Origin of the sequence: Neorickettsia helminthoeca str. Oregon, assembly GCF_000632985.1 — a bacterium.
Classification (GTDB): domain Bacteria; phylum Pseudomonadota; class Alphaproteobacteria; order Rickettsiales; family Anaplasmataceae; genus Neorickettsia; species Neorickettsia helminthoeca.
Map to the genome: position 1 here is coordinate 577982 of NZ_CP007481.1, position 21250 is coordinate 599231.

General features: G+C 42.2%; 18 protein-coding genes. 3 read left to right on the top strand and 15 right to left on the bottom strand.

The genetic code is table 11. The features are described from left to right. Positions 1-61: 61 nt before the first annotated feature. Both NHE_RS02750 and NHE_RS02755 read right to left on the bottom strand, forming a co-directional pair. Positions 62-961, bottom strand: a complete 900-nt coding sequence (locus NHE_RS02750) for a hypothetical protein (RefSeq protein WP_038559756.1) — start codon at positions 959-961, stop codon at positions 62-64. Positions 962-1155: 194 nt separating this feature from the next. Continuing rightward, positions 1156-1788: a 3,4-dihydroxy-2-butanone-4-phosphate synthase gene (locus NHE_RS02755; RefSeq protein WP_038559759.1), complete on the bottom strand. Its 633-nt coding sequence runs from the start codon at positions 1786-1788 to the stop codon at positions 1156-1158. 272 nt (positions 1789-2060) lie between these two features. Here NHE_RS02755 and NHE_RS04365 point away from each other — a divergent pair, with 272 nt between their 5' ends. Together NHE_RS04365 and NHE_RS02765 are read left to right on the top strand one after the other, a co-directional pair. Continuing rightward, a complete protein-coding gene (locus NHE_RS04365; RefSeq protein ID WP_198014738.1) occupies positions 2061-4430 on the top strand; it encodes an FtsK/SpoIIIE family DNA translocase in 2370 nt (789 codons plus the stop codon). A 214-nt stretch (positions 4431-4644) separates the two neighbouring features. After that, positions 4645-5046, top strand: coding sequence for a hypothetical protein (locus NHE_RS02765; RefSeq protein WP_038559762.1), 402 nt, complete (start codon positions 4645-4647; stop codon positions 5044-5046). A 367-nt stretch (positions 5047-5413) separates the two neighbouring features. Here NHE_RS02765 and NHE_RS02770 read toward each other — a convergent pair whose 3' ends face one another. From NHE_RS02770 to greA, 10 genes are all read right to left on the bottom strand, one after another. Continuing rightward, entirely contained in the window at positions 5414-6208 is a 795-nt protein-coding gene (locus NHE_RS02770) for a GNAT family N-acetyltransferase (protein WP_051579621.1), read from the bottom strand. A 45-nt stretch (positions 6209-6253) separates the two neighbouring features. Further along, complete coding sequence (locus NHE_RS02775) at positions 6254-6697, bottom strand: hypothetical protein (RefSeq protein ID WP_038559765.1); 444 nt, start codon at positions 6695-6697, stop codon at positions 6254-6256. 244 nt (positions 6698-6941) lie between these two features. Further along, positions 6942-10163 carry an FAD-dependent oxidoreductase gene (locus NHE_RS02780; protein ID WP_038559768.1) on the bottom strand — a complete coding sequence of 1074 codons (3222 nt, stop codon included), beginning with the start codon at positions 10161-10163 and terminating at the stop codon, positions 6942-6944. A gap of 148 nt (positions 10164-10311) precedes the next feature. Then, the gene (gene fabZ, locus NHE_RS02785; RefSeq protein ID WP_051579623.1) at positions 10312-10761 is read right to left on the bottom strand and encodes a 3-hydroxyacyl-ACP dehydratase FabZ; all 450 of its coding nucleotides are present in this window, start codon (positions 10759-10761) and stop codon (positions 10312-10314) included. A gap of 17 nt (positions 10762-10778) precedes the next feature. Continuing rightward, positions 10779-11366, bottom strand: coding sequence for an OmpH/Skp family outer membrane protein (locus tag NHE_RS02790; RefSeq protein WP_051579625.1), 588 nt, complete (start codon positions 11364-11366; stop codon positions 10779-10781). 123 nt (positions 11367-11489) lie between these two features. Continuing rightward, the gene (mraY, locus tag NHE_RS02795; protein WP_051579627.1) at positions 11490-12464 is read right to left on the bottom strand and encodes a phospho-N-acetylmuramoyl-pentapeptide-transferase; all 975 of its coding nucleotides are present in this window, start codon (positions 12462-12464) and stop codon (positions 11490-11492) included. Between the two features lie 137 nt (positions 12465-12601). After that, on the bottom strand, positions 12602-13342 hold the full coding sequence (fabG, locus tag NHE_RS02800) for a 3-oxoacyl-ACP reductase FabG (protein ID WP_038559771.1): 741 nt from the start codon (positions 13340-13342) through the stop codon (positions 12602-12604). A 301-nt stretch (positions 13343-13643) separates the two neighbouring features. Beyond that, positions 13644-14096, bottom strand: a complete 453-nt coding sequence (rnhA, locus tag NHE_RS02805; protein ID WP_038560629.1) for a ribonuclease HI — start codon at positions 14094-14096, stop codon at positions 13644-13646. Between the two features lie 126 nt (positions 14097-14222). Further along, a complete protein-coding gene (locus tag NHE_RS02810) occupies positions 14223-15008 on the bottom strand; it encodes a methyltransferase domain-containing protein (RefSeq protein ID WP_038559773.1) in 786 nt (261 codons plus the stop codon). Positions 15009-15012: 4 nt separating this feature from the next. Beyond that, entirely contained in the window at positions 15013-15486 is a 474-nt protein-coding gene (gene greA / locus NHE_RS02815) for a transcription elongation factor GreA (protein WP_038559776.1), read from the bottom strand. 258 nt (positions 15487-15744) lie between these two features. Here greA and lpdA point away from each other — a divergent pair, with 258 nt between their 5' ends. Continuing rightward, positions 15745-17145, top strand: coding sequence for a dihydrolipoyl dehydrogenase (gene lpdA, locus NHE_RS02820; protein WP_232214962.1), 1401 nt, complete (start codon positions 15745-15747; stop codon positions 17143-17145). Between the two features lie 107 nt (positions 17146-17252). Here the strand turns inward: lpdA and dapE are convergent, their stop codons facing one another. From dapE to typA, 3 genes are all read right to left on the bottom strand, one after another. Then, positions 17253-18368: a succinyl-diaminopimelate desuccinylase gene (gene dapE, locus NHE_RS02825; protein ID WP_038559778.1), complete on the bottom strand. Its 1116-nt coding sequence runs from the start codon at positions 18366-18368 to the stop codon at positions 17253-17255. 92 nt (positions 18369-18460) lie between these two features. Beyond that, positions 18461-19078: a hypothetical protein gene (locus NHE_RS02830; RefSeq protein WP_038559781.1), complete on the bottom strand. Its 618-nt coding sequence runs from the start codon at positions 19076-19078 to the stop codon at positions 18461-18463. Between the two features lie 9 nt (positions 19079-19087). Then, on the bottom strand, positions 19088-20884 hold the full coding sequence (gene typA, locus NHE_RS02835; protein ID WP_038559785.1) for a translational GTPase TypA: 1797 nt from the start codon (positions 20882-20884) through the stop codon (positions 19088-19090). Positions 20885-21250: the final 366 nt, after the last annotated feature.

Here is a 21250-nt window from a genome sequence, read left to right on the forward strand (position 1 = left end):
GAATCTATAGTGAAGTCAGTGGCAGTCTGCCAGATCCATTGCGAAAAAGATTCAAAAAAAATCATCTGCTACGTCCTCCATCTCTAGAAGGATTTTGTACAAACTGTGTGAATCCAGCACTAACATTACTACTGCTACCAATATTCGAAGCAGTACCACTGAAAATACCTAGGCTACTTCGCACTTTCGAGAGACTGAACAGACCTTCCGACTTACCAGGTATCCTAGTAGCAGATTGACTAAATTTTTCACCTCTGATCATATCCAAAAGAGAATCCTTTTGGGATGTAACCAAAGATTGAAGCTTTTTCACCGAAACATTGTTGTGTCCGAATATCCCGCGTGAATTTAATCTAGCGAAAACAGCAGAACTTATCACTCCAGCCTTTACTAGATCTTTCAGAGAGACTTTATTTTCTCTTCTATATATTTGCGCATGCTTCACATTTGATTGTGCAGTTTCTCCGGCTCTACATTTTGGGTCCATTCTTACGGCAATCATACAGATAAGGAGTCTTTTCAGAATTTCCTTAGCATCTTTTTTCTGTCTTGCAGAAGACATTTTGGCAAGAATATCGACATTGATCTCTTCTTCAATCTCTTCTTGCTCATCTTCCAAGTCTCTCTCTACTTCGAGCTCTGACTCCTTTTCCTTCAAACGAACTTGATCTCTCCCACTAATTCCTGGACCATCTTCAACAGTGCTGTATTCGACATTTTCCTCCAATAGCTTTTGACCAATGGGTAAGATCTTAGGTCCACTTATAAGTGCGACGATCCTTTCAATAATATGCAGAGGTAATCCACACATCCTCGCTATTTTTGCTTGTTGCAGATAAAAATATTTGTAGAACCTTTGATAATAGTCCGATTCCGCTCCATCTAACGCTGCCATTGCTTCCATAGCGGAACGTTTTATGTCTTCAAGAATTTCCTGAGCTATCTTTTCTTCAGTATCCACCAGACCTCACTTCGAAGGACCCTTACAAAAGAATTATAGCCAAACAACAAAAAGAAAGCCTAAATAAGTAATGAAAATTCCAATCCAATCGTCAAGAAATAAGTACTATGATAGGAGAGAATCAATAGACTACATCCACCAGATCAAAAGTATCATCTTAAGACACCACAAGAACATCTAAGCTAAGGGACTCATCAGAAACGAAGAGTCATACCCCTCTCTTTCAGATACCGATGCAAAATATCTATGCTAGTGATTCGGAGATCATGTTTTTTAATGAACTCGGTTAAGTAAGGCAATCTGGCGGAATCACCTTGTTCATCCAATATTTCACATATCATCGACTCTGGCTTGAACCCGGCCAAACAGGCAAAAGTGGCGCTACCTTCGGTATGACCCAATCTAGCCTCCAGCCCATCTTTGTCGATCATGAGCGGAAAAACGTGTCCAGGTGACACAAAGTCATCCTTCGTAACGTTATCCTGCACCAAGAGACCCATTGTGCGCACCCGGTCAGCAACGGAGATTCCAGTAGTTACACCCTCCCTCGCTTCTATAGTAGTGACAAATCTCGCAACATTTGGAACATCATCAATCCCGGACCGTCTAAGAAGTGTCAATTCGAGCTTCTTGCAGAGCTCTTCAGTCACACAAACGCATGGAACCCCCCTACAATGGGTAACTGCAAAATTCATGATTTCTCTGGTCAACAACTGGACTGGCACAACTATATCCCCCTCATTCTCCCTATTGCCTGAGTCAACAAGCACGAAGGGCTTCCTTTTTTCTTTAAGCTCTTGCAGTATTTCTTCTACTGTCGAAAACATTTTGTATAGCAACCAGTCCAGTTATAAAATACATCATCTTAACAGGAAAATCCAATTAGCATTGCTGCAGTGAATCCAAAACCAATCCAAGGGAAAAGCTGAATTTTGCTTCTGATAAGCTATTTTTGCATTAGTATACCTATAATACTAGAGTGGAGGAGCTTAAGAGATGCTAATTACTTATACACAAACACGAGGTATTCAGACTTGCGTTGTCTTAAAGTAGTCACGAATCAGTGTTAAACTGCTACGCGTCAGTGATAACAAAGAGAGTGCATAATAAGCTTCAGAACATTACCCACATATTATTCGGAATAACATATAGACTCGGATTACTTTTCCTGATTGTATGCGGTTTGATAAGTAACCCAGAGGAGGCATCCTTCAATGTAGCAGTGGAAAAATCTAGAAATGAAATGCTATTTCTTGGTTCATTTGTAGCAACCTTTTGCATGAATTTCCTAGGTTTAGGATTTTATTTGTTGTGTCTGTTTTTGATCTTCAGTGCAGCCTTTTCAAAAGAAAAAAAAGTACTTTCCATACTATTCATCCTGCTGAGTATCGTGGTACTAGCAAAGCTAACTCCGTCAGAAGAATGGCTCTTTGGATCTTACGGAGGTGTCATTGGATCATTGATAGCAAAGCACTTGAAGTATCCACGCGCGGTCTACTGGTGCATCGCTGGGATGCTGCTAATCGTGACACGAATATTCAATCTCCTAACCCTGCGGAGGATAAGGAAAATACTCAAGAAGATATACCGGCTACTGAAAACGGTCATAGTTGCCATTTGGAGCAAGAGAAAATTCGACTTTCGGAGAAAAGGAACAGAACCCATTACTCCAAACAGCGCTGTTTTATCAGTAGATAGGTTCAAAGAAGAACTTCCAGTTGTCTCGACGTATACCTTTCTCAGGAGAGCGACAGATCAAGAAGAGTCCAGTACTGGACAGCCCGGAAGTAGGGTTCAAGCGTGTGATGAAAGTACAGCAGAAAAGTGCCCCACTGAAGATTGCAATCTTGATGATACTGATCTCTCTATACACTCAGATTACTCCGGTTCTGAGGAGGTAAAAATTACTACCACCCACAATACGTCGAGAGAAAAGAAATCCATATTCCAGAAAGCCAGGGAGGCAGCGAAATTAGGTGGATCAGGAAAAGTAAGGAGTACAATACCGTCCTTGGATCTTCTCAAAAGAGGAAACCCATCGCAAAAATGCGCCGAGGATACTCTAGGCAGAGCTGAGAACCTGAAAAAGGTTCTAGAGGATTTCAAAATAGATTGCAAAATTGTCGAAATCAGTGTGGGTCCGATAGTGACGCTCTATGAACTCCAGCCAGCAGCAGGAATCAAGTCATCCAGTATAATTTCCCTTTCCACGGACGTTGCAAGAACAATGAGTGCAGTCTCAGCAAGGATTTCCATTATTCCGGGGAGGAACGCAATAGGAATAGAGCTACCAAATAAGCACAGGGAAGTGGTGCTATTGAGGGAACTTTTGGAATCGGAAGTATACAAGGATCAGAATATTGTGCTTCCAATAGCACTTGGAAAGAATATAAGTGGCGAACCTATAGTTGCCGATCTTACAAAAATGCCACACCTTTTAGTTGCTGGAACAACTGGCTCAGGGAAATCCGTGGCAATAAATGCAATGATCCTCTCCTTAATCTACAGGCTGGAACCGCATGAGTGTAAACTTATAATGGTAGATCCAAAAATGTTAGAACTATCCATCTATGATGATATACCGCATTTACTTTCACCGGTTGTAACAGATCCAAAAAAAGCGGTCGTAGCGCTGAAGTGGGTTGTCAAAGAAATGGAGCGACGCTATAAGCTCATGACCAAACTCGCGGTCAGGAACATTGAGAGATACAACAAAAAAGCTGAAGAATTCATCAAAAACAACAAACTCTTCGAATATGAGGAAGCAGTTGGCATAGATCCAACAACAGGCGAAAAATTAACACAAATGAAAAGTATTCAACTTAAGAAACTCCCGCTTATTGTGGTGGTGGTGGACGAGATGGCCGATCTGATGCTTGTTGCTGGAAAAGAAATTGAGACATCCATACAAAGATTAGCGCAGATGGCTAGGGCATCTGGGATCCACATTATCATGGCGACTCAAAGACCATCTGTAGATGTGATCACAGGCGTGATCAAAGCGAATTTCCCAACCAGGATAAGCTTCGCTGTTACCTCGAAGATCGATAGTAGGACCATACTCGGTGAACAGGGGGCAGAACAACTCCTAGGACGCGGAGATATGTTATATATGTCCTCAGGACAGACGCCTATCAGAGTCCATGGTCCGTATGTGAGCGATACTGAAGTCGAAAAAATCGTGGAACATCTAAGAAAATCAGGCATCCCTGAATATGACTGCAGTATCACTCTTGAAGAAAACTCAGATGAAAGTACAGCGATTTGTACATCAGTGGGGGATGATTTTGACTCCCTATACAACCAAGCAGTGGAAATAATAAAGCGTGATAATAAGGTTTCTATAAGTTATATCCAGCGCAAGCTTTCGATTGGATACAATAAGGCTGCCAAACTGGTCGAAAAAATGGAAGAAGAAGGTATTGTGAGCCCTCCTAACCAGGCTGGAAAAAGAAACATTCTTCTTTAGATCGATATGAATGCCATACTTTTTGGATTCACCATCTAAGTTATGGGTGTGACAGTCCTTTCGATCTAGTTGATCGTAACAGTTTAGGTTTGATGGTAAAAATTGCTTTGCTATCACAAAATGCTGTCGCCCTAATAGTAAAAAGTTGCTATTTGAGCGCAGAATTAGTTATAATATTTACGATTACTATCTTTCAATCGGAGGAGGTAGCATTATGCTGAAAAGATATACTAAAAACCGTCATAAGGGACATAATGCAAGGTCCGCTTCTGGTACAGGCTCTTGGTTAACAAGTACTACTCACCAAGATCAACGTGATTCTGGCGAGACTCAATCGGATCATTCAGATCATGACGAAACAGACACAGTCAACACCGGTACCGCAGGTGCTCCGCGCCCTAGCACACCTGAAAGTAGAGGCTTAATGAAAAGTCCTGCGATACGTCTGCGTGAATTATACAATCCCGGAAACGCTGCTACTCAACTATTTGGCCCTATCTGTGCTACTAACAATACCTCACTTGAAAATGACGGAGGAAACCCAGGTGGAGTAGTTAGCAAGGCTGCCTGTGAAGGTTTACAAGGTTGCGGCAGGGGTGCGGCAACAGATAAATAAGAGCGTCTAGTACCTAAAAGGTATTTTCGGGGAAGGATAAAAGCGCAACGGCAGTTTTCTTGCGGTAATTTACTCTAGACCAGCGTGCGCACAGGCGCAGTATAAGTGCAGAAACACCTCAGATAAAAAGCAGCGCTAGAGCGCAGACCGCCTGTGATGCTGTTGTGGGCCAGGATGATGAAGTATGGGCACAAAATAATATGGTCTGGCGCGGCCAATTGTAGCGTACAGAGGAGACTATAAATTCAAGAAAAATGTCCAGAGTGGCGGATTCTCATTCAACTCACACAATAGGAGTAGACTATCGACCGTGAGTGCAAATCTCCAATCGGGCCACGATGGAATACTTCCAGATCGTAGTTGTACACTACTCCGACGTCCCAAGTAATTCAGTATTGCCACGCGGCTCGGAGTAGTATAATCCCAGTGAGCCAAGCATCCTGAATCCCATTTTCTTGTAGAGACCCGCTGAAATCGGATTTATGCAATGAGCAATCACACTCGTACAACCAAGTTCCTTAACCAACACAATCCGCTGTAGTATCATCTGCGCACCGATTCCCTGCCCTCTATATTTGTAATCCAAGCCGTCAGCATAGAAGCAGGCAACTTGATTCTCTAAATAGAAGCCACACACTCCTACGATCTCAGCATCTTTAAATACTAAGAAAAATCTCAGCCTATTGGAATCAGCCCTTTCAATCCCACGGAATGATATCGATACCAGCTCGCTTCTATGGCAGAAAATCCTTGAAGAGAGCCAATCGAATAACTTTAGCTGCTCTGAATTCTCAATTGGAATCAGCTCCACAGAGGAGTCAATTTTATCTACAGGAACGTCATATCGAGAAATATCGAGGAATGCTTTCTTCGGATTACTGGTACATCGAATACCATATTTTTTCAGATATATCCGTAATAGCGTCATTCCCGGCTCAACAGACCAGGACATCTCCCATTGGCGCTCATCGAGATATTCCAAGATTGTTTTCAATTCATTTTCTTGCACCACACTCGAGCAGAAAACATAATTGAACAACGAATCCCTAGCGCAATTGTACACTATCAGATGATCACCTATTTTCATTGTTTCCCCGCCAGAGATTTCTGATAGATAGGAAACATACTGTTGCAAATTCTGTGAATGCAGCCAACCAGCCATACATTAATAAAAAAAGCTTATCAATATCTAACTGGAAGTTCGGTTTTATTCAATACCGTACCCATGACCATGACCTGAACCCATACTAGGAGTGCTATCAGGAGCAACAATAGCAGCCCCACTCATATGTGATGGAGGTGAAACACCCTCCAAACGGAGCACGGCCGCAACTCTATGAGCCGTCTGAGAAAGCTCAGAGTTAAATTCCTGAACCTGCTGTACGACGTTCGGCAAACCAAGGGCACTAAGATCGCTAAGCTTTAGCATCCCTTCCAGGAAATTCCCAGATAACAAACCCATAGCACCACCAACCTGCTGCCCAACCTGGTCAATATTACCGGTTTGCGCAGAAACCACACTCGTATTGACACCCTTAACCGGCTCAGTAAGATTTACAACTCCGCCACTACCGCCTTCCTTAGCCATCTTAGACTGGATCATTGACTGCTGTACCGCCCCGAGACCGCCTCCGCCGCCTACTCCTTCCATAACTGTTGCGTATTAGACTTTTTCTTAATTCTATCACAAGACTGATGAATAATCAGCTAAACACGTAAAATCCACCAACCATCTTGGACTGGATCATTGACTGCTGTACCGCCCCGAGACCGCCTCCGCCGCCTACTCCTTCCATAACTGTTGCGTATTAGACGCTCCAATCGACTTCAAGTCGCGAAGACCAATCTTGGACCCTACTCCAACTAATTTTGGCCCACAGCACAACCGACCCACACTACACTTCCATTGCTGACTTACAGTAGAGGTAGGTAATTTTCTCAGCTAAACTATTCTGCCTGAGCCTTTGAGAAAGAAAATCAAAATCCGTCTCCTCTAAACCCTGATCTTGATTCACGCAGCTATATACGTATACCTCTTTCCCATCTATCACTCTCCTCTGAAGGCATTGTGCACATACACCCTTCATCATACACTGCATCGGTGAGTTCACAGATGCAATTACTTCCACTTCAGGTTTCAAGACATCCCTATTCTCGCGGATGAAAGTCTGCACTGCACGCATAAGCGGCTCCGATCCTATGATAATAATTCGATCTATCGCACCAATCTTAGTGGAAACTGGAAGCTCTTGTGCCTTATATTTATTGAGTGCTTCCACCATATTACAGTTCAGTGAAAGATCGCGTGATCTGTTATACGGAAGTTGTGCCTCATCGCAAACCCATACCACGGCATCAGATGATTCTTCTATAACTTCAGGCTTGAAACGATCTTGTAGCTTCTTATAACCAGCGAAATATATGACCTGACAACCTTTGCGCTTCATTTCCTTGGCGATCGAGAATAATACTGCATTTCCCAATCCGCCCCCGATAAGGAGAACCTTCTCACCAGATGGAATTTCAGTAGGAGAGCCTGATGGACCAGTAAGAATGATTCTTTCGCCGGGCTTGAGGAACCTACACAAATATGATGATGCACCTATCTCTATCACTATCAGGGAAATAATTCCCTTGAGCTTATCCACACAGGATCCAGTTAACGCGATTGGCTCTATCTGAAAGGTATTAGATACTTCGAAATTCTGTAGTTTGTAAAATTGACCTGGCATGAAATTCCAAGCGGCCAGCGGTGCATAAACCTGGATCTCGAAGATATTCTCGGTTAATTCCGCGACATTTATTACTTTTGCAGTCAGCAATTCACTAATCTCCTCAAGGAAGCGCTTATTGATCTCCTTTATACTATCCTTGGAGCCACATGGATCCACACATCTGAAATTCTGATGTTCAATATTGCTAGTCGGTTCAATTCGCATAAGTCTCTCCGTGATCCTGGGATATTTATCCTTTGCGCTCGCCATGGCACCAACAACACTCCCTGAATACTTAGGATCAAGATCGCCAAAGAACGAAAGATTCTCCATATCGGAATACAATTCTGGGACTTCGTCCCTCAATGAAGAATTTGGGCGCGTCCCAGTGGCAATTATCACGCTTCTAGCATTGATGCTAATCATCTTACCCCTATGGAGACACTTTATCGCCTTCACTAAACCATACTCATCTTGAATGATTTCCAAGGGTTCAGTTTCTTCAATGAACTCTATACCTTCAAGCATTGCGCTGTTCAGTTCTTCAAAATTCAATCGATATGCTGGAGAATCCTGAATCCGCTTACGGTAAATTATTTTCACTCCGCCAAGAGATTTTAGGAATTGTGTCTTATCCACTGTCTCCCTTAACGTCCTTGCGTGACTGAGGAATTCATAAGCTATACGTTTTTCCTCTTTGTCCCAGTTTTTTTCTACTTCTGAGCAGCCGTAAACCCCAGAAAGATATTCATAACGTTGTAAGAATTTTTCAACTTGCACCTTATAGTAGGTGAGCGCTTCAGTTGCAGAATCCACTGCAGTGAGTCCGGCTCCTATTACAACCACTGGCATGTGTAGTTGCAAAGTCGCGATAGAGTTCACCTTAAAAGCTCCACTCATCTGAAGATTCATTAGGAAATCTGATGCGAACCTCACTCCTCTGGTAAGGACATTTTTTACATCTGGGATATTCGGATTGCCACTCCCGATACATAGCGCAACATGTCCAAAACCTAATCTACGGCAATCCTTGGCAGAGATATTAGAACCAAAACACACGCCACCAAAAACACGATAATTTGATCGTCTCTCTAAAAGAATTCTGATTAATTTAAGATAATTCTTATTCCATCTAACGGTAATGCCGTATTCCGAGACACCTCCGAAACCATATACTATTCTCTCATCTAGGTTTTCATATAGATCGTTGACATTCTCTATGAGCTCGAAATTTTTACCTCCCAGACCGACATATTTCGTAGGCAGAGGTTCTATCTTTGCCCCATCCACGGCGATCACTGTATGACCATCATTCAAGAGATAGTGCGCAAGTGTGAAGCCTGCTGGCCCAGTCCCAGAAATAAGTACCCTTTTCCCAGAATCCTCACGCGGAAATGGTTGCTCTACTCTAAGAGGGTTCCATCTCGTTAACAGGCTATAAATTTCGAAGCCATAAGGCAGCTCAAGTACTGCATTCAAGATCGCTGTCTCAATCCCAGGAACATTCACTGGTTCTTGCTTTTGATAAATACATGAGCGCATACAATCATTGCATATCCTGTGGCCGGTCGCGGCACACATCGGATTATCTAAGGTCACGACGCTAAGTGCTGCAATGATCTTCCCTTCTGAGTATAGCTTGTTCATCTCAGAGATTTTTTGCCTTAATGGACAACCCTTCAGTAGTATTCCGAGCGGAGATTTGCTGTACTGACCATCCGTGGTACTAAATCCTGTTCTACAGCTATCTTTCTTACGTGTGTGACATACAAGACAATAATTTGTATGATCAACACTATTGCTCTCATCTGGACCTCCATCTGAAAGGCAAAAACTATCACGTGAATGACATCGCCCTTTCTCCAATACTGGAATTCCATCCTTTTCAACACGATTTAGAGAAATTAATTCCTCAAAGTCAAACTTTTTGGGTAGGTGGAATAGAGCTTTATCGCAGCGGGTCTTGAATTTTTCGACCATGTACAGTGCATACTGAGCTGCAATTTCGAGCTCCTTGGAATATTTTTCACGATCTTTCAGCCAGCTGAGAACCTTTTCAGCATAAAGGAGTTCATCAATCTCAGAAATCTGAAGCAACTTCCTTAAATCCCCCTCAATTAAGGACAGTGATATAGTTTTCTCGTATTGCCTGAGAGCAATTCTTTCTATAAAGTTTCGTTTGCATAGGTGTATCGCAGCGGCCCTAATCACAGAAAGAGATTTCTTCTGGAATTCATCTTTGATGCAAAAAAGCTGTACTATGAATTCCTCAACAGCAGTCGCAAGAGCAATAACATCACTTTCAGAGGAAACAGAATTTTTCAAAAATCTCGCATGCAACTTACGCAAACCTTGCGTAGTATATAATTCCTCGATCCTTGTAACATTTGGATTCACAGACATGTTCTCCAGAATAGAAAATCTCGCACACCTATGCTATTGAAGAGCAGCGCCAGAGAGATTATAACACGAACCAGACAGCAGAGCGTCACAAATTCACAAAACCTCAGGTAGGCGTACTAGCCACGCACAGGATAGGATATGTAGGAAGTCACGCCTGAATCGTTGCCATGATCACTGCTTCAGCACACACTTCCCCACCGGCGGAAGCCTCAGTATCGAACTTCCAAAAATTCATGGACTTCTTTATCAAAACCGCTTGCAGGCGCAACTGGGCCCCAGGAGACACAGGTCTTTTAAACTTCACTTTCTCGATGGAGGCGAAAAAGAAAGGTCTGTTATGGTACTCCCGATCTACAGTAAGCATCGCATAAACACCGGCAGCCTGCGCAAGAGATTCAACGATGAGGACTCCGGGAGTAATAGGAAAATCCGGAAAATGTCCCTGAAAAAACCAAGCATCCGGACTCACATCCCAGCGACAAACTATAGAACGAGACTCCCTATTGACTTCCAACACCTCATCCAGAAATAGAAATGGATCTCTGTGAGGAATCAAAGCTTTTATCCCTTCTTTATCTAAGAAAATATCGCCTCCCATAGCGTGACTAACCTCTCTTATTTTCTCTTATTTTTGTCCTGCTTTTTCGAGGAAAGATCTCCTTTTGCAACCTCAGAGGCACTCACATTTGCAACATTACTGGATTTTTCGTTAAGCGCAGTAATGACATCAGCAGTGATATCCAAGACACCAGCAGAACTATACAACGCCTGAGAAGAATTGATAACTAGGTCGAGTTTTTTATCTACAGCATGCTGCCCTATTAACTGCTTTACTTCTTTCCCGATATTTTCAACCTTGGAGATGTACTCAGCCTCCAACTTAGATGCAGCCTCAGCAGCACGTCTCTCAGCTGAAGCAGCCTCGTCGAAAAGAGCGCCTAATTTCTGATTCAGGGACTCCTCCGAAAGTATACCTTTCTGTTCCCGAAGCTCTTTATGTTTCGCATCTAGCTGCTCTTTTTCGGAGACAAATTTCGCCCTGATATCCTCTTGCTTCGACTTGATATCATTGACCAATGCAGCAGCAGAAGGAGAACTCTCAAAAATAGCATTTACATCAACTATCGCGATTTTTAATCCATCAGCAAGGACAACGCCAAAAAATAATGTACAAAACCACACTGAAAAAAGAAATTTATGCATTTATTCGAATCCATTGTAGAACCAGAGCAGAGTGTACATGAAAATACAAACGAAAACCATACTTTCCCAGTACAGCTATGTGAATTAGCGCAGCAGCGCAGATGAATAAATGGCGTGTAAGCGTCACAAAAGAATCCAAAGCAACAATCCGAGGATCATCATTGCTAATGACGTAAGCCAGAATATGAATACGATTTTCCGCTCTTCGAAACCAATACACTCGAAGTGATGATGGATAGGAGCCATTCTAAAAATACGAAATTTTTTTGGAGATAGGCGTAAACCTGAAAGTTGGAGTATCACCGACAAAACTTCTATTAGGAATATGAACCCGAAAAATATCATAAGAATTTCAATCTTAAGAAGGATCGCAATTATCGCGATAATTGCTCCAAGTGCTAGACTTCCAACATCACCCATGAATATCTTGGCTGGTCTCAGATTGAAAGGAATAAAAGCAGCAGCGGCACCGACAATGATAATAATAGTTAGCATCACTTGATGATTGTGCTGTGACACCGCAATCGCTAGCAATCCTATGAGTGCACTTAAGATAGTGGATATTGCTAATCCATCTAATCCATCTGTCAGATTAACAGCGTTAGAGACACCAACAATAAAAAGGACTGCAAAAATGTAATAACACCAACCAAGATCAAGATAGTGTCCTCCGGGGAAAAAAAGATACGTGAGATTCTCGATATGCACCGAATACTTGATCAACAAAATACAAATAGTACCTGCGATGATCTGTAATAAAAGCTTTGTTCGCGGAAGCACTCCGGCATTACTCCCGTACTTTATCTTTGTGAAGTCATCCACGAATCCCACACATGAATAGGAAAAAATCCCGAATATGATGGGAAAAGTTATCCATCCTATGTACACACTGAGAAGTGCTATACCCAGGATAGTTACGGTACAAATCACTAAGCCCCCGAGGGTCGGAGTACATTTTTTCCCCTTATGTCTTGGAAGGTATTCACTGATCGGTTGTACTGCAAGTAATTTCTTCACCAAATCGATAAAAAGTGGAAAAATAGAAATTCCAGCAAGAAAGGGTAAAAGGAAGGCAGCTAAACAGATCCAGAAATTCATATACAATCGTGATTAAGTGCATTAATCATAAAGATCTCGAAACCTAAACAATCAAAACAAAACGCATCTATTGATTATCTACATGTCCTTTCTAGGGAAGCGTAGCCAAATTAAAAGACAACGGGACAAAGTCAGGTTCATACCATTAACATTCCACCATTCACGTGGAAGGTCTGTCCAGTAATGTAACTAGCCATGTCACTCAAAAGAAATGCTGTAATACCGCACAATTCCTGAGGCTCTCCAATGCGCTTCATAGGAATACCATTCAGAACATGACTGTGCTGCTCATCAGTAAGCTTGTCAGTCATGCTCGTCTTGATGAATCCAGGAGCAATACAATTAATCAGCACTCCCTTTGTAGCAAACTCCCTGGCAAAACTCTTGGACATAGCTATCATTCCAGCTTTCGACGCGCAGTAGTTAGCCTGACCAGGATTCCCCATTACCGCAACAACTGACGAAATATTCACAATCCTTCCATATTTCTCCCGCATCATTAGAGCGGCAGCATGCTTATTTAAGATAAAACTGGAAGTCAAATTCACATCAATGATCCTCTGCCAGCACTCGAGATTCATGCGCAAGGACAATTTATCATCAGTCATTCCAGCATTACAGACCATTCCATCAAGACCACCTAATTCATTTTTACAGGCTTCAATGAGCAAGTGAACATTCTTCAAATCTGATAAATCCTGTAAAACGATGCGTGCATCGTTATTGATTGCAGAATTCAAAGTCTTAAGCTTCTCCTCATTCGTACCGGAGATCACGAGACGTGCTCCACAACTATGCAGATATCTTGCTATGGCACTACCTATTCCGCCAGAAGCACCAGTGATCAATATTCTTTTATCCTTCAGGCTAAACTCCATTTCAGCAACTCTATCACAATAAAGCAGACATCAGTCTACCATCAAATACCAGGTAAAAACAGAAATTCCTCGGCGTCATAGACAGAAAATTTCCGAGATTTTTCCATATAAAGACTACCAACATACAACAAAGCTCGATGCCTCACAATGAAATTAAGTATCTGACTCTGATAAGGTTCGGAATTCATGAGAGAAGTAAAGATGAAACTGGAGCAGTCCCATACTAAGATAGTAGGTCCACAGCTTTGAATCCACAATTAAATTATAGGATCCGATATCAGATCTTGAGCATAGCCAGGATTTACGTCAGTTCCGGAAAGGCATTCTGCGCTTCCTGTCTGGCAATCCTATCCACGATCTCATTGTAGTAATCACCGTTATGCGCTTTGACCCAGAACCATTCGATATCATGTAACAATGAGACAGCATGTAATCTTAGCCACATTTCCTTATTTTTGACCGGCTCTTTCGATGAATTATACCATCTGTTTTTCATCCAGCCTTGTATCCAGCTGGTGATCCCCTTGTACACATAGTTACTATCGGTATATAAAGTAATCCTTTGTCCTTTCTCCTCAAATGATTCAAGCGCCTTTATCGCGGCAATAAGCTCCATCTGATTATTCGTGGTACTGATTTCTTTTCCTGAGATTATTCTTTCACCCACCCCTTCTTGAATGATGATAGCTGCCCATCCACCAGGTCCGGGATTCCCTGAACACGCACCATCGGTATATATTATGTATTTTTCCACTTTGGTAATTGCCTCACGTTTAGAACTTCTTTCCATTATTTTTTACAACTTTCTTCCAGCAAGAGATACATATCGCCCCAGCGCCAAGAATCAGCTTGCGGGTCATACAGGGAATAATCATTTTTATCAGATTTTCTCCTTTTTTAGAGCAGTAAGTATCACTATTTCGAAAGTTGCTTTAATCTGACCGTTGGAGAGCCTTTCATATTCCTTGATAATTCTATCGATTGTTCTCCTAGTACTCAGCCCATAATCGATCCCAAACATCGCACCACTTTGCGCGGTTGCGTGTATATCATCGAACAATTTCATCACACTTGAATACTCAACCACTATTTTCTCACTAGCAACCACCGGAACTGAGAAACCAACTCTCTGAAGAAGTCTGCCTGCATCCTTAATATGAATAAACGGAGAGACCCTAGGGACAAAACCCAGATCCATCTCAGCATTGAAGATGGCTTGTTTCAGTTCTGAAAGAGTTTCAGGGCCAAATAGACTTGCAACACATATCCCATCAGGCTTCAGAGTTTCGTGTATACAGGAAAAAACATCCACAAGATTATTCACATGATGCAGAAACATGCCACTGATAACAAGATCAAATTTCCTTACTCCGAGGTCGAAATTATCATCTGCTACAACAATTTTTTCACCTCGAACATACTTAAGCATTTCGTCGCACATGTCGAGATGAGTGATATTCTCAAACCGCAGGTATGGAGCATCCTTCAGAGCCAGTAAGATCTCTCCCCTGTGTGCACCGAGGTTCAGAACATCAGTAAAATTGCCACTTATTTTTTCCAGAAGCAGTTTATATATTTCCTCTAGAAGAAAATAATGTGAGCTCGAGACATCAGCGAAACGCTTCCTACGAGCGACCATCGCTTTTGTGTTAAAGATTAGCTTCAAAACTCTACTTAAACTCTACCTTCAGGATTTTGTAGATTTTCTGTCCATTAGGAAGCTCGATCTCAACTACATCACCAGCTTCTTTATTCATTATTGCCTTTCCTATCGGAGATGAGAGTGAAATTTTTCTTTCCTTTATATTGGACTCAACATTACCGACAATCTGGTAAGTCGTCGAGGTACCATTCTCCAAATTTTCCACAGTTACAGAAGCCCCAAACTTTACCTTATCACCACTCAACTGTGAGACATCTATTATCTCAGCTTTAGCTAGTTGAGACTCCAACTCTAGGATTTTGCCTTCTACGAAACTCTGCTCCTTACGTGCTTCATGATATTCAGCATTCTCCGACAGATCGCCCAACTCTCTTGCTTGAGCAACAGCGGCAATAATGGAGGGTTTCACGACTTTCACAAGATGCTCAAGCTCATCTTTGAGTCTAACATATCCCTCTCTAGTGATTGGTAACTTCTCCATACTCTGCGCTCCTAAGGGAAGACTGAAGCATACTACCCAATTCTGACAGCGCCTCATTCTACAACAAAACCTGCAAAGAGTATACAAACACTCTTGAGCAATTTCCATAACTCATCATCAACAAGGAAGGCTCATAAGGAGTCTTTTTCAGATTGAGTTCGGTATGGGAGCAGCTTCATATAAACTGACTAGGTTCGGGAATAGCTATCAATCGGGGAATTGCGCCATAAAGATCTTTATAATAACATTGAATCACTTATGTTCATTGAGTTACAGAAGATGCCTCCAAAAGAATTTGATGTAGTAGTGATAGGGGGTGGTCCTGCCGGGTATGTATGCAGTATCAAAGCTGCTCAGCTTGGCATGAGAGTCGCCTGCATTGAAAAACGTTCAGTCTTAGGAGGTACCTGTCTGAATGAGGGCTGTATCCCATCAAAGGCTTTGCTTCATTCCTCCTACGCGTACTATTCTGCTAGAAACCACTTCGCTGCCCTGGGGATAGAGTGCTCTGATGTAAAACTAAACCTCGAAAAGATGATGGAAAATAAAACCAAGATAGTGAAAGATCTAGCGCAGGGTATAGATTTCCTATTCAAGAAAAATAAGATCGCCTTATTTCGCGGAGCGGGTAGTATCGTCAATGGAGGCAATCAGAAGTTAGTCAGTATCGATGGCTCTGAGACGGTCCACACAAAATATATTGTTCTTGCTACCGGTTCGGAATCAGCGGAGTTCCCGTTCGTAAAATGCGATGAGAAAAATATCCTCTCTTCGAGAGGGGCGCTGAGTCTGGAGTCAGTTCCGCAAAGCATGATTGTCGTAGGAGGCGGAGCAATAGGCCTTGAAATGGCTTCTGTGTGGTCCAGACTTGGCACAAAAGTCATCCTAATAGAGTTCTGCGATAGGATTGCTGCAGCTTCAGATGGTGAAGTCAGTAGCTATCTTCTGAAATCCTTGAAAAAACAGGGAATAACTTTTCACCTGTCCAGTAGGATCACCAGCATAGAGAGTGGCAATCTAGTTTCAGCATCATTCCAGAAAGACGGAAAAGAGGAAAAAGTCTCGGCAGAAAAAATATTGATTTCAATTGGTAGGAAACCATACTCATCTGATCTTGGAATTGAATTAGAAAAAAATTCTGCTGGCTTCATCAAAGTGGACAAGAATTTCCAGACCAGTGTCCCTGGAATATATGCAGTAGGTGATGTAATACCAGGTCCGATGCTCGCTCACAAAGCAGAAGATGAGGCAATTGCAGTCGCAGAGATACTTGCAGGTAAGTCTGCTCATATAGGTTGGATCCCATCAGTGATATATACACACCCAGAAGTTGCGAGTGTAGGAAAAACAGAGGAGGAACTAAAAGCATTAGACGTACAATATAAAGTTTCCAAATTCCCATTCGCCGCGAACAGCAGGGCAAAGACAACGAACGATACAGAAGGTTTTGTTAAAATACTTGTAGATGAACACGATACTATCCTGGGCGTGCATATAATTGGAGCATCAGCCTCCTCATTAATTGCTGAGGCGGTATTAGCCATGGAATATGGTGCATCAGCCGAGGATATCGCGCGAACTTGCCATTCACACCCTGATTTAAATGAGGCTGTGAAGGAGGCAGCACTCGGAGCATTTTTCAAACCGATTCATTCTTAGCAGTTATTCTCGGAGCGAGTCTAAAGAGTGATCAGGTAGGTTGCTCATCCTGCAACTCTTCCCTCGGAAGTTTCAGGGCCCATTGGGTAGCTCGAGTTCTAGAGCACTCATAGACTTTTTAAGAACTCCAAGTATATCTCCTTAAGTAGGAGAATGTCTTTCAGCGGGGCGCATTCGTTAACTTTATGAGCTGTTTCATTGAGCAATCCAAACTCCAAAACGTTTGTAATTTCACGTAGAAACCTCGCATCTGAAGTACCACCTTTTGTCGTGAATTGCGCCGATATTCCGCTGCACTTGAGTATCGCTGCAGATAACTTATCCGCAAAGGCCGTTTTCTCAGATAGAAATGGCAAGGCTGGATTCTCAGAATACACTATTTCGACTGCAGAGGTTCTACTTACAAATATCGAATCTATCGCTTGTTTTAATCTTTTGACGGTCTGGAGATTATTGAATCTTATATTGAAATTAGTAGAAACTTTTCCCGGTATGACATTCGTGGATGGATTATCGACATCAATACTCGTAATCTCGCAGTGAGATGGCGGAAAAAACTCATTTCCATTGTCAAATTTATGATCTCTCAACCTTACAAGGGCATCCAACATCTCTGGGATGGGATTATTTGCTTTTTCGTGGTATGCAACATGCCCCTGGATCCCAGAATACGAAACAGCGACATTCAGGGAGCCACGCCTTCCTATCTTGATGGAGTCTCCAATCTTGGATTCGCAAGTTGGCTCCCCAACTATACAATCATGTATCACATAGCCACCCTGCCTAAGATATCGAATCATTGGTAGCATTCCATTACTACTGGACATTTCTTCATCACTAGTGAGTATCACTCCAATGTTTAATTGGGAGTCATAATTGTCCAGGAACTCGAAAAGTGCCGTAATGAAAGATGCTATGGCACCTTTCATATCGACAACACCTCGACCATAGATTGTTTCAGAAATCACTTCTCCAACAAACGGATTGCATATCCATAAACCGGAATCCGCCGCAGGAACAACATCGACGTGACCCGCAAAACATAAATGAATTTTTCGCGAATCCTTATTATGTACCAGGAGATTTCTTATACCATCGGACTCAAGGATTGTCACTACGAATCCGCGCTGCTCGAAAAGATTTGAAAGGAATCGTATTGCACCACCACAGCCAGGTGAGATTCCCTTATAAGTCAGCAGCGATTTCAATAGTTCGAACAACATCTATAGCAGTCCCTTGTGAAGAATATGAAAGGCTAACATAGCATCGCAGCACTTCTGTTTTGATATAATACACAAGACTCCTACATACGCCGCTAGTGCACAAGTGTCTTTTCCACCCCTCCAGCAACTACTTCAATAGCAATACCAGAAGAATCGCAGTTAGCTTCTCTTTGCTTCTGTTGTAACAACAAATCCAATATTTCATTGAGACGCGTAATGCTCTCTCTGGATTCAACGCGCTCGACAGAGATCACAAAATAATAAAAAGATCCCATAACAAGAAAAACCACCATCAATCCCATATAAACCCACATATCGAGCTTCCCCGATTTATAACAGAATGGTGTTACAGCTAAGCCCACCCCACTGGCTATCTGCATCAGAATCTCAGCAATAAAAACGTTTCTATTAAAGCTCTTCCTAGTTCTACAAGAAGGAAAGCTAGTGGCAGATTTTGATAAGAGTAAATCTGCCTTAGCACTGGCATCCTCCATGGCGCAAGAAATACACCTTCTTCTATAGCTCGAATAGAGGGCGGAAAACGAAACAAGTAACTGAAGTGCAACAGCACAAAGAATAAATACGGATGCGTCGATCTTATTTTTCACATAAAGCAGGTTTAATGGGAGAACCAACACCTTTATTGTTGTAATGAACAAGACTTCGAGTATTGTCGTTACTCGTCTCCTAGACTTAGGTGATAACTTCATTTGAGCCATCTAATCATTCCTTTTCATCCTTTTCCTTACATTTGGATCTAGTTCTTTCTTACGCAATCGCAGTGAGGAAGGAGTCACCTCTACAAGCTCATCATCATTGATATATGACATCATCTCTTCCAGTGTCATGATTCTAGGCGGACTAAGTCTGACTGCTTCATCGCTTCCTGCAGCGCGGATATTAGTAAGCTGCTTACCTTTCAGGACATTGACCTCGAGATCATTGCTTCTGTTGTGTTCACCTACTATCATACCGCAGTAGACCGGGTCCTGTGGCTTTACGAACATTATTCCCCTATCCTGAAGATTAAATAGCGCGTAAGCAACTGCTTCTCCCTGACCATTAGAGATCAGTACCCCACTGGATCTACTTTCTATCTTACCAGAATACGGCGCGTAACCATGAAACACCTTATTTAAGATACCAGTACCCCTAGTATCTGATAAAAACTGCCCATGATATCCTATCAAGGATCGTGAAGGAATATGATAAACAAGTCTTACTCTGCCGCCGGGATAGTTATCCATGGATTGCATAATACCTTTCCGGGTATTCAGGGTTTCCATGACTATTCCTGCGTATTCCTCATCCAAGTCGACCGTCAGCTCCTCAATAGGCTCCAGTTTTTGCCCGTTCTCATCCAGCCTTATCACGACTCTCGGACGCGAAACCGATAACTCAAAACCTTCTTTTCGCATATTCTCAATAAGTACTCCAAGCTGGAGCTCCCCACGACCTCGCACTTCGTACTGTCCTTCGCCCTTTTCTTCCAGATTAATCGATACGTTGGTTTTCACTTCTTGTAGAAGCCTATCCAGTATCACGCGGGAAGTTAACTTATCTCCGTCTCTGCCTGTAAGCGGTGAGGTATTAACAGAAACATTAATAGAAATAGTCGTCGGATCGATAGGTATAGCAGCAATAGGATCAGTCACCGAAGGATCACAAATAGTATCAGTAACCGAAGCTTCGGATACTCCCGCAATCGCTATAATTTCCCCAGCTTGTGCGCTATCAGCATTTCTCTTGCCCATGCCTTCAAAAATTTGCAATTTTGTCAAACGGGCATTTTCCACTAATTCGCCTTTTAAGTTGATCGCTTTGACACTCGCATTTGCAGCAATGGAGCCTTTTTCGATTTTTCCTATTAAAATTCTACCGACAAAGTTATCATTCTCCAGCATCGTCACAAGCATTGAAAATGGAGCCTTGTAATCGTATTCCCGGACGGGTGTGTACTCCATAATTGTCTCCAGCAACGGAATAAGATTATCCTTAGGATCATTTAAATCACGTATACACCAACCGTCTCTCCCTGAAGCATATAAAACTGGAAAATCTAATTGCTCATCATTTGCATCAAGGCTGAGGAAAAGATCAGAGATTTCATTAACTACCTCCTCCAACCTGCGATCAGGTCTATCGACTTTATTCACTATCACTATAGGTCTGAGACCACTTTTCAATGCCTTGGATAAGACGAACTTCGTTTGTGGCATCACACCTTCTGCGCTGTCCACGAGCAACAACACCGAATCCGCCATAGACATGATCCTCTCAACTTCCCCACCGAAATCAGAGTGACCTGGTGTATCTATCAGGTTGATTTTCGTTTCTTTATAGTAGATGGATGCAACTTTCGAAAACATGGTGATACCACGTTTCTGCTCTAGTGGATTCCTATCCATACCTAGATCATCCAAGACATTGCTCTGACGCAATAAATTATTTGTTAGAGTTGTTTTACCATGATCAACATGTGCTATGACAGCGGTGTTCAGAACTTTCTTATACATTTCAAAATAGAATGCGCTTGGGAGATTATAACACAATAAAATGCAAGGTACTGAGAGTTATTTGGTGGTTATCGAGTGAATATTTTTTTGTGGAACCGTAATAAAGCATGTCACGATAATGTTAATTACTATGTTTTATTTTTGTATGTTCACTAGGGGAGGTTCAAATGTTTCATAGCCGGCATATATGAAGTTGTATCTATTGAGGTGGACTTCGGTACGCTTTTATCTGCATAGATACTGATATTTTGAACATCGGAGTTGCTGTACTGGGAATAAATCGGCAATGCTCAGCTACGGTCAGGAGTTATATATACAGGCTTCCATCTTTCGAATGGTAGAGATGTGACTAATCAACAAGATGTA

Coding starts and splice junctions, on each gene's coding strand:
- NHE_RS02755 (WP_038559759.1), bottom strand. CDS start 1,788: ATGTTTTCGACAGTAGAAGAAATACTGCAAGAGCTTAAAGAAAAAAGG.
- NHE_RS02765 (WP_038559762.1), top strand. CDS start 4,645: ATGCTGAAAAGATATACTAAAAACCGTCATAAGGGACATAATGCAAGG.
- NHE_RS02770 (WP_051579621.1), bottom strand. CDS start 6,208: ATGGCTGGTTGGCTGCATTCACAGAATTTGCAACAGTATGTTTCCTAT.
- NHE_RS02775 (WP_038559765.1), bottom strand. CDS start 6,697: ATGGAAGGAGTAGGCGGCGGAGGCGGTCTCGGGGCGGTACAGCAGTCA.
- NHE_RS02780 (WP_038559768.1), bottom strand. CDS start 10,163: ATGTCTGTGAATCCAAATGTTACAAGGATCGAGGAATTATATACTACG.
- fabZ (WP_051579623.1), bottom strand. CDS start 10,761: ATGGGAGGCGATATTTTCTTAGATAAAGAAGGGATAAAAGCTTTGATT.
- NHE_RS02790 (WP_051579625.1), bottom strand. CDS start 11,366: ATGCATAAATTTCTTTTTTCAGTGTGGTTTTGTACATTATTTTTTGGC.
- mraY (WP_051579627.1), bottom strand. CDS start 12,464: ATGAATTTCTGGATCTGTTTAGCTGCCTTCCTTTTACCCTTTCTTGCT.
- fabG (WP_038559771.1), bottom strand. CDS start 13,342: ATGGAGTTTAGCCTGAAGGATAAAAGAATATTGATCACTGGTGCTTCT.
- greA (WP_038559776.1), bottom strand. CDS start 15,486: ATGGAGAAGTTACCAATCACTAGAGAGGGATATGTTAGACTCAAAGAT.
- lpdA (WP_232214962.1), top strand. CDS start 15,745: ATGTTCATTGAGTTACAGAAGATGCCTCCAAAAGAATTTGATGTAGTA.
- dapE (WP_038559778.1), bottom strand. CDS start 18,368: ATGTTGTTCGAACTATTGAAATCGCTGCTGACTTATAAGGGAATCTCA.
- NHE_RS02830 (WP_038559781.1), bottom strand. CDS start 19,078: ATGAAGTTATCACCTAAGTCTAGGAGACGAGTAACGACAATACTCGAA.
- typA (WP_038559785.1), bottom strand. CDS start 20,884: ATGTATAAGAAAGTTCTGAACACCGCTGTCATAGCACATGTTGATCAT.